Annotated in this window: 13 protein-coding genes and 1 pseudogene; 2 read left to right on the top strand and 12 right to left on the bottom strand. The window is 65.5% G+C overall.

Annotation, left to right across the window (positions count from 1 at the left end; all coding sequences use genetic code 11):
- Window positions 1–401: 401 nt before the first annotated feature.
- The 12 genes and pseudogenes from B7Z66_14125 to B7Z66_14070 form a co-directional block, all read right to left on the bottom strand.
- Window positions 402–1,823 (bottom strand): annotated as a pseudogene (locus B7Z66_14125) (IS66 family transposase).
- Window positions 1,824–2,088: 265 nt separating this feature from the next.
- The gene (locus B7Z66_14120) at window positions 2,089–2,364 is read right to left on the bottom strand and encodes a plasmid stabilization protein (protein ID OYV75128.1); all 276 of its coding nucleotides are present in this window, start codon (window positions 2,362–2,364) and stop codon (window positions 2,089–2,091) included.
- Window positions 2,361–2,624, bottom strand: coding sequence for a CopG family transcriptional regulator (locus tag B7Z66_14115; GenBank protein ID OYV75127.1), 264 nt, complete (start codon window positions 2,622–2,624; stop codon window positions 2,361–2,363). The genes B7Z66_14120 and B7Z66_14115 overlap by 4 nt, the downstream gene beginning before the upstream one ends.
- Window positions 2,625–3,322: 698 nt before the next feature.
- The gene (locus tag B7Z66_14110) at window positions 3,323–4,606 is read right to left on the bottom strand and encodes a phosphoribosylamine--glycine ligase (GenBank protein OYV75126.1); all 1,284 of its coding nucleotides are present in this window, start codon (window positions 4,604–4,606) and stop codon (window positions 3,323–3,325) included.
- 164 nt (window positions 4,607–4,770) lie between these two features.
- Complete coding sequence (locus B7Z66_14105) at window positions 4,771–6,333, bottom strand: bifunctional phosphoribosylaminoimidazolecarboxamide formyltransferase/IMP cyclohydrolase (GenBank protein OYV75125.1); 1,563 nt, start codon at window positions 6,331–6,333, stop codon at window positions 4,771–4,773.
- A 196-nt stretch (window positions 6,334–6,529) separates the two neighbouring features.
- The gene (locus tag B7Z66_14100) at window positions 6,530–6,793 is read right to left on the bottom strand and encodes a Fis family transcriptional regulator (GenBank protein OYV75124.1); all 264 of its coding nucleotides are present in this window, start codon (window positions 6,791–6,793) and stop codon (window positions 6,530–6,532) included.
- On the bottom strand, window positions 6,790–7,776 hold the full coding sequence (locus tag B7Z66_14095) for a tRNA dihydrouridine synthase DusB (protein OYV75123.1): 987 nt from the start codon (window positions 7,774–7,776) through the stop codon (window positions 6,790–6,792). The genes B7Z66_14100 and B7Z66_14095 overlap by 4 nt, the downstream gene beginning before the upstream one ends.
- Before the next feature lie 347 nt (window positions 7,777–8,123).
- Window positions 8,124–9,413, bottom strand: a complete 1,290-nt coding sequence (locus B7Z66_14090) for a hypothetical protein (GenBank protein OYV75122.1) — start codon at window positions 9,411–9,413, stop codon at window positions 8,124–8,126.
- 13 nt (window positions 9,414–9,426) lie between these two features.
- A complete protein-coding gene (locus tag B7Z66_14085; protein OYV75121.1) occupies window positions 9,427–10,317 on the bottom strand; it encodes a ribosomal protein L11 methyltransferase in 891 nt (296 codons plus the stop codon).
- 181 nt (window positions 10,318–10,498) lie between these two features.
- Window positions 10,499–11,839: an acetyl-CoA carboxylase biotin carboxylase subunit gene (locus tag B7Z66_14080; GenBank protein OYV75120.1), complete on the bottom strand. Its 1,341-nt coding sequence runs from the start codon at window positions 11,837–11,839 to the stop codon at window positions 10,499–10,501.
- 277 nt (window positions 11,840–12,116) lie between these two features.
- Window positions 12,117–12,578 (bottom strand): acetyl-CoA carboxylase, biotin carboxyl carrier protein, encoded by a 462-nt coding sequence (locus B7Z66_14075; protein OYV75119.1) that lies wholly within the window; start codon window positions 12,576–12,578, stop codon window positions 12,117–12,119.
- A gap of 18 nt (window positions 12,579–12,596) precedes the next feature.
- Complete coding sequence (locus B7Z66_14070) at window positions 12,597–13,043, bottom strand: type II 3-dehydroquinate dehydratase (protein OYV75118.1); 447 nt, start codon at window positions 13,041–13,043, stop codon at window positions 12,597–12,599.
- A 477-nt stretch (window positions 13,044–13,520) separates the two neighbouring features.
- Between B7Z66_14070 and B7Z66_14065 the strand changes: the two genes are divergently transcribed.
- Together B7Z66_14065 and B7Z66_14060 are read left to right on the top strand one after the other, a co-directional pair.
- Window positions 13,521–14,447: a hypothetical protein gene (locus B7Z66_14065; protein ID OYV75117.1), complete on the top strand. Its 927-nt coding sequence runs from the start codon at window positions 13,521–13,523 to the stop codon at window positions 14,445–14,447.
- Between the two features lie 317 nt (window positions 14,448–14,764).
- Window positions 14,765–15,062 (top strand): hypothetical protein (locus B7Z66_14060; GenBank protein ID OYV75116.1); only part of this gene is annotated, 298 nt, incomplete at its 3' end.

Raw genomic sequence — 15,062 nt, 5'->3', positions numbered from 1 at the left:
CACCGCCGATCGCCTGTATCTGGCCCGTGGCGGTTTTCTGGGCATGAACGGCTGTTACGGGGCGGGCGTGCTGGAGGGGCTGGTGCATTTCCTGCCTGCAACCCGGGCGTGGTTGGGCGGCGGTGCCGACGGTGCGGCGCGGCCGTGATCGCGCGGTTCGGTACCAGTGCCGCCGCGCATTTCTCGACCGGGCTTCGGTTGTAGCCGCCGTCGCCTTCTCCAGGGCGGTGCGTGCTCCCACACCCACCGCGACGTAGTACCGGCTACGCCTTTGGCGCGCTGCGGTCCGTGTGCCATCGTCCTGGCAACGCCTCGGCCCCCGCGCGACGAATACCGGTGAGAGATGCGGGCTAGTGCGAATGGTCCTTGTCGTAACTCCGTGTCGTAAAAAAATAGCGTAACTATTCAGCGGCCTGCCCAACGAATGCTGGCATTTCCCCCTGAAAGAGCAGCGTGAGCGCCTCGCTGGCGCTCACGCCGTGTTTCCGGCAGGTTGAAAGATAGCCGCGAATGCGGCAGAACATCTGGGCGCCTTCCAGGGAGCGAAAGCAGCCGGAGATCTTCTGCTGCACTTTGGTCATGCGCAGATCGTTCTCACCCTGATTGTTGGTAAACGGGACGATCAGGTTCTCCATGAAGCGCAAGACGTCATCTTCATAGTGGATTAAGCGCTCCAGCAGGTTTCTCGCTTTAGAGCGTTTCTGGCGCCCCCGTTTCCCGGTGGGCCTGGGCTCGGGCGGTGGACACTCGCTCTGCGCCTCCGCCAAGACTTGGCGGTACGTGGCCCGGTACGCGTGCGCCGCCTCGGGTGTGAGTTGGCCACCGGCGGTATGCACCGCGACGTTGATCTCCTCCAGCAGCGCTTTCATCCGCTGCGCGCAGGCCTGATGATCCTGCTCCCAGGCACGTTCCAGCTCTCGCAAATGGTGCGCATTACTTAGCGCATGGGTACAAGCGTAGGTGAAGTAGGGTTTTCAGTGGTCATGGCAAAGAATGCCATTGAAGCGCGGCACAATGCCGATGTCGTCTATGGCCGCGGTACCCCGCTTCGCATGGACGCGAAAATGTGTCCATCGGTTATTGGACGCCGAGTGCAACCAGATCGTTTTGCCGTTGACGTTCACGCCGGTTTCATCGGCATGCATCAGCGGGGAACCGGCAAGTGTGTCGGCGGCGAGGGCATCGAACGTTTCCAGCATTTCGTGCGCCTGGGCGTTGAAGTTATAGAGCGTCCCCGCGCTCAGCGCCAGGTTCACCTGATCACGAAAGTGATCCTGGATGCGCTCGTAAGGAATGAGCTGGAACTGCGACATATACACCGCATGCGCTTTAAGCTTCGTCCCATACTGTATTGGCCGCGTTACCTGCGCCGGAAACGGCGCCACGTAGCGCTTGCCCTGGGCATCCTACAGGATCTGCGCCCGGTATTCCGTAACGACGGTGGAAATCTTGATATCGACGGCCTGGCGTGACTCAAACCCGACGTCGTGGTAATGCCCCCGCGGCAGGGTGCGTTTGTCGAGTCGAATGACTTTGATCTCATCGGGAGTGTCGACCTGTTTGAGCGTCGAGCCCTGGTGACCGTTTTGTCCCCCTGCTTTTTTGTCGCTGGGCTGTTTCTATTTGCGCTTACGATTCGGATCGCTCGACGGCGGTGTGCTGCTATTGCGGCTGTTCAAACCCAACCGGTTCACCAGCAAGGTCACGATGACCAGCAGCATCTCAATGGTCGAGCGCAGCACGGGCGACAACTCCTTCCCATCATCAAGCTGTTGTCGGAGTTGGGCGAGCATAGCCCCGATGTCGATGTCCTTGAGTTTCAAACCACGTCGCCCGTCTAGCCGAACCAGGCGCTACTATAACGCGGAATTTGCGCCCGGAGAGCGCCGCTACGGCGATAAAATGATTCGGCGACGATCGGGTAGGCGCAGACAATCAGAACGGCGCAGAGGGCGGTTCTGGGCGGTTACACGCCGCGCAAGAAGACGTGCCGACGTGGAACACGATAATCCAAAATTCTCTCAAAAACGTTGTCAAGTGTTTTTTGCTGAATAGTTACAACGCATTAAAGCAGGCTAAACAGCACCGTCATCGATCTTCACGCGTATGCCACAGGCGTAGCACGTAGACGGTGGATTCCTGAATTTCATAGCGCATCTCGTAGCGACCGACGAGAATACGGCGCACCTCGCGTGGCTCGAATTCATCGAGCTTTTCGCCTATGCGCGGATTTTCAAGCAACCGGACTGGCGCGGCGCTCAGCGATTCCACGGTGCGCGCAGCGGCCGGGGGATTGACGGGCACCAAGAATTCGTGGAGTCGCACAAGATCCGTAAGCGCCTTGCTGGCCCATTTCAATTTCATGCCTGCGGCGCAGGCTGTGGGTGATCCGTGTTTAGACTCTCCGCCCACGCTTGTACCGCCTGGTGGTCGATGACGCGTCCGGCATCGACATCTGCCAGCGCCTCCAGTGTCAAGCGACGCCGTTCTTCCTCTTGTTCAATCCAAGCCGATAAGGCCTGCTTGATGATCCAGCCACGCGAACGTTCCAGGCGGGTGGCCAGCTGATCGACTTTTTCGACCAGCTGCAATGGGACATGGGCGGTCAGCACTTTGGTCGTCATTTGGACCTCTTCCTTAGATTTCGATCATAATGATTTGTAAATAATCATAGTGATTAACGACGATTTATTCAACCATACAAGCGAATGAGCCTAATCGGCCGATGGAAAACTCACCAAATCATCGCCCCGCCGTGAGCCAGATTTGTGCCAGAGTGGGGTAGGCTGAAATAGGTTGGGATGTGATTGAGGCAGGAGTTGGCAAATGGCTGCGTGCAAGTCATTGTTTAATAAGAACTGGCTAAGTGCCCCACCATTCTCAAAATCTGGTGGTGGCGACACCGTGTCGGTTCGATTCCGACCCTCGGTACCAACTTCTGTTGTGGGCGATCCATCGTCGCCTTGCGGGATCATGCACCCACGATGTTTCGAGATTTTTAGCGCAAGATGCCATGCCGCTGTTTCTCGGAAGAGCGCCGCTACGGCGATAGAATAATTCGGCGACGATCGGGTAGGCGCAGGCAGACAATCAGAACGGCGCAGAGGGCGGTTCTGAGCGGTTACACGCCGCGCAAGAAGACGTGCCGACGTGGGGCACGATAATCCAAAATTCTCTCAAAAACCTTGTCGAGTGTTCTTTTGCTTGGTTGCAACACCTGGTGCTTGGGTAGCCCGGATGCAGGCCGCGGGCCGGAATCCGGGGATTGCGCTGGTGCTGTAAGTAAGCGCCATGCGGGCTCGGGCGTTGGTGACGGGCGCAGTCAGTCCGGGCGGTGCAGGGCCTGGTGCCCGATGTCGTTGCGGTAGTACCGCCCTTCCCACTGGATCTGTTCAACGACCCCGTAGGCTTGGTCGCGCGCCGCGCGCACCGATGCCCCGAGCGCGCATACGCACAACACCCGCCCGCCGCTGGTGACCAGCTGTCCGTCGCGCAGGGCGGTGCCGGCGTGGAACACCTTGGTGTCGGGCGCGTCGGCCGGCGGCACCCCGTGGATCACGTCGCCGGTGCGGTAGTCGCCCGGATAACCGCCGGCCGCGAGCACCACGCCGAGGGCGGTGCGCGGGTCCCACTCGGCCTGCACCTGATCCAAGCGACCGTCCAGCGCGGCCTCGATCAGCACGCTGAGGTCCGAGCGCAGCCGCAGCAGGATCGGCTGGGTCTCCGGGTCCCCGAAGCGCACGTTGTATTCCAGCACCCGCGCGACGCCATCCGCGCCCAGGATCACCCCGGCGTATAGGAATCCGGTATAGGGCCGGCCCTCGGCGGCCAAGCCGTGCACCGTGGGCTGGATCACCTCGCGCAGGATGCGGTCATGGACCGCGGGGGTGATCACCGGCGCGGGGGAATACGCGCCCATCCCGCCGGTGTTGGGGCCGGTGTCGCCTGCGTCGCGGGCCTTGTGGTCTTGGGAGGAGGCGAGCGGGAGGACATGGGTTCCGTCTACCAGGCAGATAAAGCTGGCTTCTTCTCCCTCCAGGAATTCTTCCACCACCACGCGCCGGCCCGCGGCGCCGAACGCGCCGCCCTCCAGCATGGCGTGCGCCGCCGCCTGCGCTTCTTCCACCGTGCGCGCGACCGTGACCCCCTTGCCAGCGGCGAGTCCGTCGGCCTTGACCACGATGGGTGCGCCCTGACGGCGGATATGGGCCGCGGCGGCGTGCGGATCGGTGAAGGTCGCGTAGCGGGCGGTGGGGATCCGGTGGCGGGCGAGAAATTCCTTGGCATAGGCCTTGGAGCCTTCCAGTTCCGCCGCCGCGCGGCGCGGGCCGAAGCAGCGCAGTCCCGCATCCTCGAACGTGTCCACGATCCCCGCGGTCAGGGGATCCTCCGGACCCACAACGGTGAGCGCTACCCGTTCCGAGCGGGCGAGGTCCAGCAGGCCGTCGATGTCCGCGGGGCCGACCGCCGCGTTGCGGACCTTGGGTTCGCGAGCGGTGCCGGCGTTGCCCGGCGCCACCAACACCTGATCCACCCGCGGCGACTGTGCCAGTTTCCAGGCCAGGGCGTGCTCCCGGCCCCCGCCGCCTACTACCAGTACCTTCATTGCGTTACCTTCGGTGGTGTGGGTTCATGGTCTGACAAGAATAGTGGCGGATTGTCCATTGCCGCGCTGGCCCAGCGTGACTGCCATGACGCGCGGCGCAGCGGGCCGTGGCGCGCCGGCACCACCGTTGCGGGTGCGTGCATGGCCCGGCGGCTGCCACCCGATCAGTGGCGGAAGTGGCGCATGCCGGTGAATACCATGGCCATGGCGTGCTCGTCGGCGGCGCCGATGACCTCCGCGTCGCGGACCGAACCCCCGGGCTGGATCACGGCGCGGATACCGGCCGCGTGCGCCGCGTCGATGCCGTCCCGGAACGGGAAGAAGGCATCGGAGGCCATCACCGAATCCTCCACCCGCAGGCCCTCGTCCGCCGCCTTGAGTCCCGCGATGCGCGCCGACACCACGCGGCTCATCTGTCCGGCGCCTACGCCGATGGTCTGGCGGTCGCGGGCGTAGACGATAGCGTTGGACTTGACGAACTTCGCGACCCGCCAAGCGAATAGCAGGTCCGCCAGTTCCGTCTCACCGGGCGCGCGCCGGGTCACCACCCGGAGGTCCGCGGGCCGCACCATGCCGATGTCGCGCTCCTGCACCAACAGGCCTCCGGTCACGCGCTTGAAGTCCAGGGCCGGCGTGGATTCCGCGCGCAGCTCGCCGCACGCCAGCACCCGCACATTGGGCTTGGTGTTCAGGGCCCGCAACGCCGCCTCGGTGAACTGCGGCGCGATGATCACCTCAACAAACTGGCGCTGGACGATGGCGTGGGCGGTGTCGCCGTCCACTGGACGGTTGAAGGCGATGATGCCGCCGAACGCCGAGGTTGGATCGGTCTGGTAGGCGCGTTCGTAGGCCATCAGGGGGTTCGGCGCCAACGCCACGCCGCACGGATTGGCGTGCTTGACGATTACGCAGGCGGGGTCGTCAAAGGACTTCACGCATTCGAGGGCCGCGTCGGTGTCCGCCACATTGTTGTAGGAAAGGGCCTTGCCCTGAATCTGGCGGGCGCCGGCCACCGATGCCTCCGTAAGCTGGTACTCGCGGTAGAAGCTGGCCTTCTGGTGCGGATTCTCCCCGTAGCGCATGTCCTGGGCCTTGATAAAGTCCAGGTGCAGGGAAGGCGGGAAGCCCGTGCCGCCGTCCTCCGTGAGGCGCGCGCCCAAATAACCGGCGATGGCGCCGTCGTAATGCGCGGTATGGGCGAAGGCGGCGGCCGCGAGTCGGGAACGGGTGGCGCCGGACACCGCGCCGCCGTGGTGCGCCATCTCGTCCAGTACCCGCGCATAGTCGGCGGGATCCACCACCACGGTGACAGCGGTGTGGTTCTTGGCCGCGGCGCGCAGCAGCGTGGGCCCGCCGATGTCGATGTGCTCGATGGCGTCTTCCAGCGTGCAGCCGACGCGTGCCACCGTTTGCTCGAAGGGATACAGGTTCACTACCACCAAGTCGATGGGCTGAATGTCATGGTTGGCCATGGCCCCGTCGTCCGTCCCGCGCCGGCCCAGGATGCCGCCGTGAATCTTGGGGTGCAGGGTCTTCAAACGCCCGTCCATCAGTTCCGGGAAGCCGGTGTAGTCGGATACCTCCTGCACCGGGATCCCCGCATCCGTCAGCAGGCGCGCGGTGCCGCCGGTGGAGAGCAGCGCGACCCCGGCCTCCGCCAACGCGCGGGCGAATTCCGCCACGCCGGTCTTGTCGGAGACGCTGATCAATGCACGGCGGATCGTCATTTCAAGAGACTCCTGCTGCTTGTGGTCCGGGGTGCCGGCGCGCAGGTCCGGGCCGCGCCAGGGTGGATGCCGGTATCATGGGATTGCTGCGCCGCGTGGGTTCAACCCGGGCGGATCCGCTCCGATCGTGCGCCCGAAACCATCGCTGCGCGGGCTGCCCATGCTACGGTGCAACTGACGGTCCACACCGGCGGTTTCAGTCGAGTCCGTGTTCCCGGAGTTTCTTGCGCAAGGTGGTACGGTTCAGGCCCAGTATCGCGGCGGCGCGGGTCTGGTTGTCGCCGGTATGGTGCATCACCACTTCCAGCAGCGGGCGTTCCACCTGTTCCAGGACCAAGCGGTACAGATCCCCGGGTTCGTAGCCGTCCAGGTCGCGGAAGTAGCGCTCCAGGGCCGTGCGCACGCAGTCCCGCAACGGCTTCTGGGGCAGGGCGGGGATGTCCTCGGCGGGGGTGCTCATGCGGCCCGGACCTCGGCGTCACACCGGCGTTCGAAATGACGGGTCACCAGATCGAGTTGCGCCCCAACGGTGTCCACTTGGTTGACGCGGGCACGGAATTCCCCGCTGCCGGCTTGGGCCCGGGCGTACCAGGCGATGTGGCGCCGTGCCACGCGCAGGCCGGTGTACTCCCCATAGAAGCTATAGAGCTCGTGCAGATGCCGTAGCAGCCAGCGGCCGATCTGCTCCGGCGCCGGTGCCGGCAGCCGTTCCCCGGTGCGCAGGTAATGCGCGATCTCCCGGAAGATCCACGGCCGCCCCTGCGCGGCGCGGCCGATCATCACGGCGTCCGCCCCGGTAAATTCCAATACCGCACGCGCCTGTTCCGGGGTGGCGATGTCGCCGTTGACGATCACCGGCAGGGTGACTGCGGCCTTCACGTCCCGGATCGTGGCGTACTCCGCCATGCCCTGGAAGGCGTCGGCGCGGGTGCGGCCGTGGACCGCCAGGGCCTGCACCCCGGATTGCTCGGCGATGCGCGCGATCCGCACCGCGTTGCGATGGGTGCGATCCCAACCGGTGCGGATCTTGAGGGTCACCGGCACATCCACCGCGGTGACCACTGCCTCCAGGATCCGCGCCACCAGGACCTCGTCCTGGAGCAGGGCCGATCCGCACCAGGCGTTGCATACCTTCTTCGCGGGGCAACCCATGTTGAGGTCGATGATCTGGGCGCCGTGGTCGACGTTGCGCCGCGCCGCTTCCGCCAGGCTGGCGGGGTCGGCACCCGCCAGCTGCACCGCCACCGGTGCCGATTCTCCGTCGTGATCCGCGCGCCGGCGCGTCTTGGTGCTGCCCCATAGCCGGGCATCGGCGGTCATCATCTCGGATACCGCCAAGCCGGCGCCCAGTTCCCGGCACAGTTGCCGGAACGGGCGGTCCGTGACCCCGGCCATGGGCGCAAGGACGGTCTGGTTGGGTAGCGGGTAGGGTCCGATGCGCATTTAGAAGGTCACGCCCGGGTTTCGTGCCGGTGTGCGTCGCACCGGCACGGATGGCGGCAGAACGCCGGCAGGACACGCAGCAGGCAAGGTGCCCCGCCGGCCGCGGACCGGGGCGCCGCATTGGGGGCAGAACGCGCCGACCTTGGCCGGTTTTTCATAGGTCGCTTCACTTGGATCTCGAAATCGGGGCAACGCGTCTTCGCGTTCCAGCCGGCGCTGCGGACCTCGTCTAGGCCCAGAGCGAGCGCAGCGGAGGTTCACGAGGCTGGTGTGGCGAAAGGGTCACATCTTAACTGTAATGGCGGGGGTCCGCAAAGCGCCGCCGCAATGGCGGACGACCCACCGCCTCAACGGAAGTCGAAGTCATAGGCCACCGCTTCTTGCCCGGGATCCTCCACCTCCAGGACCACCGGCACGGAACCGTGGGGCCCGATGCCGGCGTGTGGATCGATGCCCTGGGGCAGGTACTGACCGGGCGCAAACCGGCGCAGGGCGACGGCTTGCCCCGCCAAATCGAAGAACCGTACCTGCAGGTAAGGGTAAGCCTGCCGGAAGGCGGCATCGTTCTGCACGATCAGCGAGATCACCAGGGCATGTTTCCGGGTCGGATCGTTGTACACGCGGCGGTCCAGGATATCGAAATCCGCCAGCACCTTGGGCAATGGTACCCGGCAACCGGTGAGATGGCAGAAGGGTTCCAGCCAGGGGCGCAGCCCCGGATAATAGACCAGGTTCGCGCTCTGAAAGTAGACGAACTGTCCCAGGAGCGTGGCCAGTAGCAGTAGGATCCCCGCGCTCCAGGCGGCGGTGGCTACCGGGGAATGGGTGCGGAGCCGGGGCGGCGCCAAATCCTCCCAGAGTGCCGCCGGGATGAACTCCCGTGCGTCCTCATCTGCGGTGTTCCCGGCGGTGGGCTCAATAGCAGCCGGTTCAAGGGCGGCGCCGGGATCCGGCTCGACCGTCGCCCGGTCCGCACCAGGCGGGGCCCCGCCCGGCGTCGGCGCAGGCGCCCGGGATGGGGGCTCCGGCGCGTCGTCCTCCAGCACCGGGATCTCCACCCAGATCAGCGGTGGGGTCCCGGCGCCATCCAGATCGCCCTCCAGAGGGGGGGCGGAATGGGCCCGTGCCGGGGATACCGGTGCGGTATCCCCCAGGGGCGCCTCTTCCCAGTGGTCCTCCCAATCCCAGCGGTCGGCGACTTGGTCCTGGGCCCCCTCGGGTTCGGCATTCTTTGGACCGAGGTCCGCATCGGGCGCCGGCGGTTGGTTCGTTTCCGGCGCGCGGATGGCGGCCGTCACATCCGTATCCGCGACCGCGGGTGCTTCGGGGACCGGGACGGCGTCGGCGGCAGGTGCCGCCACCGGTTCGGTTACCGGGATGGCGTCCAGGATCGGAAACCCAGGGTCGCCTTCCTGCAGCCGCTCCAGTGCGTTGAAATTCTGGCGGCAACTGGTGCAGAACACATGACCCTGACCGACCCGCAGGGTGATGGCGCGGATGCGGTAATAGGACTTGCAGTGGGTGCACTGGGTGAACATGGGGCCGTGGCTCACCGGTGCCCGGCCGCTGTTGCGCCCCGGCGCCGGGTGACCCCAGTCTCCAGCGCTGACGCGCTCTGGACCTGAACCGCGAACCATTCCATTGAATCCCTCATTCCTGGCGCCGTCCCCTGAGCAACACCCAACCCTCCCGGCGGCGCGGGGGCTCCATGGTAAACCACGGACGGTAGGCCTGCATCACCCCTTCGGCCTGTTCCTCCAGCACCCCGGCGAGGGCCAGGGCGCCGCCGGGCCGCAGGTAGCCCGCGAACCTGGGTGCCAAAACCTTGAGGGGTTCCGCCAGGATGTTGGCTACCAACCGGTCCACGGTGGTGGGACCGATCTGAGTATCCAGCGTGTCCGGCGCGAGGACCCGCAGACGCTCGGCGACGCCGTTGCGGTGGGCGTTGTCGACGCTGGCCTGCAGCGCCTGCGGATCGTGGTCCACCGCCCAGACCCGGGATGCCCCCAGCTTCGCGGCGGCGATGGCCAGTATCCCCGACCCGCATCCGTAATCCATTACCGTGCCGGCGTCCGCCGTGGTTTGGTCCAGCCACTCCAGGCATAAGGCGGTGCTCGGGTGGGTGCCGGTGCCGAAGGCCAGCCCCGGGTCCAGGAACACCACGACCGCGTCCGGTTGCGGTGGCGTCTGGCCATGCGGGCACACCCACAGGCGGTTCCCGAAACCCATGGGCCGGAAGTCGCGGAGCCAGACCCGCGCCCAATCCTGATCCGGCAGGCTGGCGCGGTCGAGTGCCACGGAGGTGCGGCTCAGGGCGCGTGCCAGTTGCCCGGCCACCGCCTCCGCATCGGTGTGTGCGGGGAACAGGCCCACCACCCGGGTACGCGGCCAGAGCGGGGTGGCGCCGGGCGCGGGTTCATAGAGTGGATCGGCGCCCTCGGGTTCCAGGGTAACCGCCACCGCTCCGGCCTCGCTCAGGCACTCGGCGAGGCGATCCGGGTCTTCGCCGGGCAGTTCCAGTGACAGTTGCAGCCAGGGCATGGGGCGTGGCGCCGCCGCGTTGGGATGAGCCCGCTATTCTACCGGCCGGCGGCGCCATGGGCGATGCGCGCCGCCAGCGCGGTCCACTGCGACGCCCGCCGCGCCCGCGGCACGCAGGGTCCGCGGCGTCGCGCACATACCGGACTGCGCGTATACCGCCGGCGCGGCCGCCGGTTTCCCCTTACGCTTCGAGCTTCTTCTCCAGATAGTGGATGTCGACCCCGCCGCGGGCGAAGGCGCTGTCGCTGATCAGGTCGAGCAGCAGCGGCACGTTGGTGCGGATCCCCTCGATCACCACCTCGGTCAGGGCGGTGTGCATGCGCGCCAGGGCAGAGGCCCGGGTGTCGCCATGGGCGATGAGCTTGCCGATCAGGGAATCGTAGTAGGGTGGCACCGTATAGCCGTTGTAGATATGCGAGTCCAGCCGTATCCCCGGCCCCCCCGGTGCGTGGAACTGGGTAATGGTGCCCGGGGAGGGCACGAAGTGCCGTGGGTCCTCCGCGCAGATCCGGCATTCCACCGCATGGCCGCGGATCTTCACCGCGTCCTGCTTGAGGCTCAAGGGCTCGCCCGCCGCGATCCGCAGTTGCTCCTTCACCAAGTCTACGCCGGTCACCATTTCGGTGACCGGGTGTTCCACCTGGATGCGGGTGTTCATCTCGATGAAATAGAATTCCCCGTCCTGGTACAGGAACTCGAAGGTCCCGGCACCGCGGTAGCCGATGGCGCGGCACGCCTCCGCGCAGCGTTCTCCGATGGTCTTGCGCTGGACATCGGTGATGCCCGGGGCCGGCGCCTCTTCGATCACCTTCTGATGGCGGCGTTGGAGGGAACAGTCCCGTTCCCCCAGGTAGATGGCGTCCCCCTGGGTGTCTGCGAGTACCTGGAACTCGACGTGACGCGGGGTCTCCAGGTACTTTTCCATGTACACCACGGGATTGCCGAAGGCGGTCTGAGCCTCGGTGCGGGTCAGGGAGACCGCGTTGAGCAGCGCGCCTTCGGCGTGGACCACCCGCATGCCGCGCCCGCCCCCGCCGCCGGCGGCCTTGATGATCACCGGGAAACCGATCTCCTGCGCGAGGGCAATATTCGTATCCGGGTCGTCCCCCAGAGGGCCGTCGGAACCCGGGACACAGGGGATGCCCGCCGCCTTCATGGCGCGGATCGCGGAGATCTTGTCCCCCATCAGCCGGATGGTTTCCGGCCGCGGGCCGATGAAGATGAAACCGCTGCTCTCCACCCGCTCCGCGAAATCGGCGTTCTCCGACAGGAAGCCGTAGCCGGGGTGGATCGCCACCGCGTCAGTGACCTCCGCGGCGCTGATCAGCGCGGGCATATTGAGGTAACTCTGCTCGGAGGGCGGCGGGCCGATGCACACCGACTCGTCTGCCAGTAGCACGTGCTTGAGTCCCCGGTCCGCGGTGGAATGGACCGCGACGGTCTTGATGCCCATTTCCCGGCACGCGCGCAGGATGCGCAGCGCGATCTCTCCGCGGTTGGCGATGACGATCTTATCCAACATGGTGTTCCTTACCCGTGTTCCAGGGCGTTGGGGCAGGGTGCGGGGATTCCGGCCGGACCCGCGTTCCCATGTGGTGTGCGGTGCGGCGTCCTACGGTTGGGCCCGCCATGGGTGCCCGGCCCCGAGGTTGGTTGAACGAAGGAGGATGCCTACGCACGGGGTGTTCCCCGCTCAGGCCACGGCGTGCGGGCCGCCGACCCGGAGGGATAGGGCTGGAACAAAAGGCGGTATCCACGGGGGCAGCGGTCCAGACCGGTGGCGGGTAGGCGTCCGATGGTCACGCGATCACGAACAACGGTTGGCCGTACTCCACCGGTTGTCCGTTCTCGCCCACGATCGCCTTTATTACCCCGGCCACATCCGACTCGATCTGGTTCAGCATCTTCATGGCCTCGATGATGCACAACACGTCCCCGGCCTGGATCGACTGACCCACCTGCACGAAGGGACTCGCCCCCGGCGTGGGGGCCTGGTAGAAGGTCCCCACCATGGGGGAATGGATGACGTGCCCACTGGGCAGGGCGTCTTCCGCGGTTTCCACTGGGGCCGTTGCCCCCGGCGTGCCCGCCGCCGCCGGAGGCGGCACCATATAGGTAGCATAGCCAGCGCGCGGGTCCGCCGGCGGCACCGGGCCATAACGGCTGATGCGCACCGATTCCTCCCCTTCACGGATTTCCAGTTCCGCGAGGTTGGATTCCTCCAGCAGCTCGATGAGTTTCTTTACTTTTCGGATATCCATCAGTCGGTTCCGTGGAGATCAGGGATGCTTGGCCAAGTGCGCGATGGCCGCCTGCAAGGCCAGTTCATAGCCCTGGGCGCCGAGCCCGGTGATCACTCCGAGGGCGATGTCGGAGAAGTGCGAATGGTGACGGAACGGCTCCCGGGCGTGGACATTGGAGAGGTGCACTTCTATAAACGGGATGCCGACCGCCAACAGCGCGTCGCGCAGGGCAACGCTGGTATGGGTGAAGGCGGCCGGGTTGAGGATCAGAAACGCCACGCCCTCCGCAGGTGCCCGCTGCACGCGCTCGACCAGCTCGTGTTCGGCGTTGCTTTGGAAACTCACCACCTCGTGGCCCGCGGCCCGACCCGCCGTCGCCAGACCGGCGTCGATCTCGGCAAGCGTCGTCGACCCGTAGTGGGCGGGCTCGCGCCCGCCCAGCAGGTTCAGATTGGGTCCGTGTAGGACCAGGATCCTGGTCATGGGTGCCACCGATTATGTCCACGCCTGCCCGGTTCGTGATCAGGTCCGTTTCGGGCATCTCGCCACCCCATGCCCCGGGAGGTGCCGCGATCATAGCAACGCGAAATGCGTATTGTCCAATTTGGTGGAGATTGGAGACGTTCCCTGCACATTCCTCTCAAAAACGTCGTTGCGTAGCCGTGGATTCCACGCGCATGTCTAACCGTGAGCTTGCGTGGTGGATTTGGCTCGGTTGAGGGGGATGAACATGGAATTAACTGCCATCAGCCCCTGGAGGCACCGACGTCATTTCCCGGTTGCCGGAAGGAGAGAAGTCCACCGCTTTCGCTCTCAACCAAGCCTCGGGGTGCAGCATCCGCCGCGCCCCGAGGCGACCGTTCGGTTCACAAGGACCTCCCCGGGATTCGGTAGTGATTCAGCTGATCTCGGAGTGGTGAGGACCTCGTCATGGCGCTACACTGACTGTCGTGTTTGGGGATGCCGCCCGGAGAACGCGCGTGGTCCGGAGATTTTTCAGATGTGCCCGCACTCCATCGTAGATGCAGTGCCTCGCAGGCAAGGTGGCCGATGGAGAATTATTCCCCGGAGTTGATCAAGGCGGTGGGCCATGGCGCTGGTCCCGGATACGCCCAGTATTACTTCTGTGAGGACCTGTTCTACCCAGAGGATGTCTTTCTGGCGTCTTATCCGCGCTCTGGTAGCCATTTTGTCCGCTTCCTGATCGCAACCGCCTTAGAACTTCGCGATACTGAGAAGTTGCCTCAAAGCTTGGCGGCGATGGCACGGGTGCCGGATGTCCATGCCACGGACCTTCGCGGAGGGACCCCGGGGCCGCGGATCATCAAGACCCACTTTCCGTGGGATCCGCGCTATCGGAGAGTAGTCCATTTGATTCGCGACCCGCGTGATGTCGCCGCGTCTTACTATTGGTACAGTCGACGTAAACCACAGCTATTTTTTGAGAGACTCTCCGCGTTTCCCAGCCCCGCTGACTTTGCCGAACGCTTTCTGGGTGGTGGGGTTTGGCCGAGCGATCCGCGGCGCCATACCGAGAGCTATGCGACCGCCCCATCGTCCACCGCCTGCATGCGGGTACGCTACGAAGATTTGCTACGGGCGCCGTCACGTGAGGTCGGGCGCCTGCTCCGATTCCTGGGTATCGAAATTGCACGACCCGCTTTGGAGCAGGTGATCGCTCATGCTTCGTTCTCGAACATGGCACGCCTGTTTGATGAGCAAGCTGTCCGTTCGGGCCATTTGCCACCGCTGCGTGATGACGTGGTGCGCAAGGGGCGTGTGGGGGCTTACCGGGACGATCTGCCCGCGTCAGTGGTCGCGGCGCTGGAGGCCAAGCTAGGCGTCGAGTTGGCACGTTACGGCTACTCAGAGGTTTTGTCCGGATGAACGCGCAACGGAGCCCACGAACTGGAACTGGGTAACTTCGTTGACCAACCGGATGTCCTCGGGGTGTAGCGGCGGGCGAAGGGCCACGCCGGTCTGTGATGCGCCCGGTGGCCTGGAACTGGGCGATGAGGCGGATCATCTTGGGCGCGCGAGAGGTCAGTGACCTTGTCCGTTTGGGCTCATGCGTCATTGGATGAGGTTTAGGCAGTAGGCAGGCTGGACATCGTCGCCTAGCCGAGGCAGCCTTGGCGGGCCAAACGCCCCGGGAGGGTGACCACCCGGATCCGGGACACCGTCACGAGCAGACCGCAACCCGAATGGGATCCGCCGCCAACACCCTGCTCAGGGGAAAGAAACGTAGGGCCCGTGAGTGGCTCAGTGCCGGTCGCGCTGCCGAGGTGCGAGCGCTGCTCGAGCCGATCTGCCGGCGCTATCCCCGCGACCCGGAGGTCTGGTATCTGTTGGGACAAGCGCAGGGGCAGACCGGGGCGTGTGCGGAGGCGCACGGCAGCCTTCGGTGCGCAGCAGATCTCGCCCCGGCGGACCCGGCGGTATGGTTTTTTCTGGGAAACACCCTGCTCGCCCTCGACCGGTACGGCGAGGCGGTGTCCGCCT

The organism is Chromatiales bacterium 21-64-14 (assembly GCA_002255365.1).
Lineage (GTDB): Bacteria > Pseudomonadota > Gammaproteobacteria > 21-64-14 > 21-64-14 > 21-64-14.
This window is presented reverse-complemented; position numbering and strand designations above follow the sequence as displayed.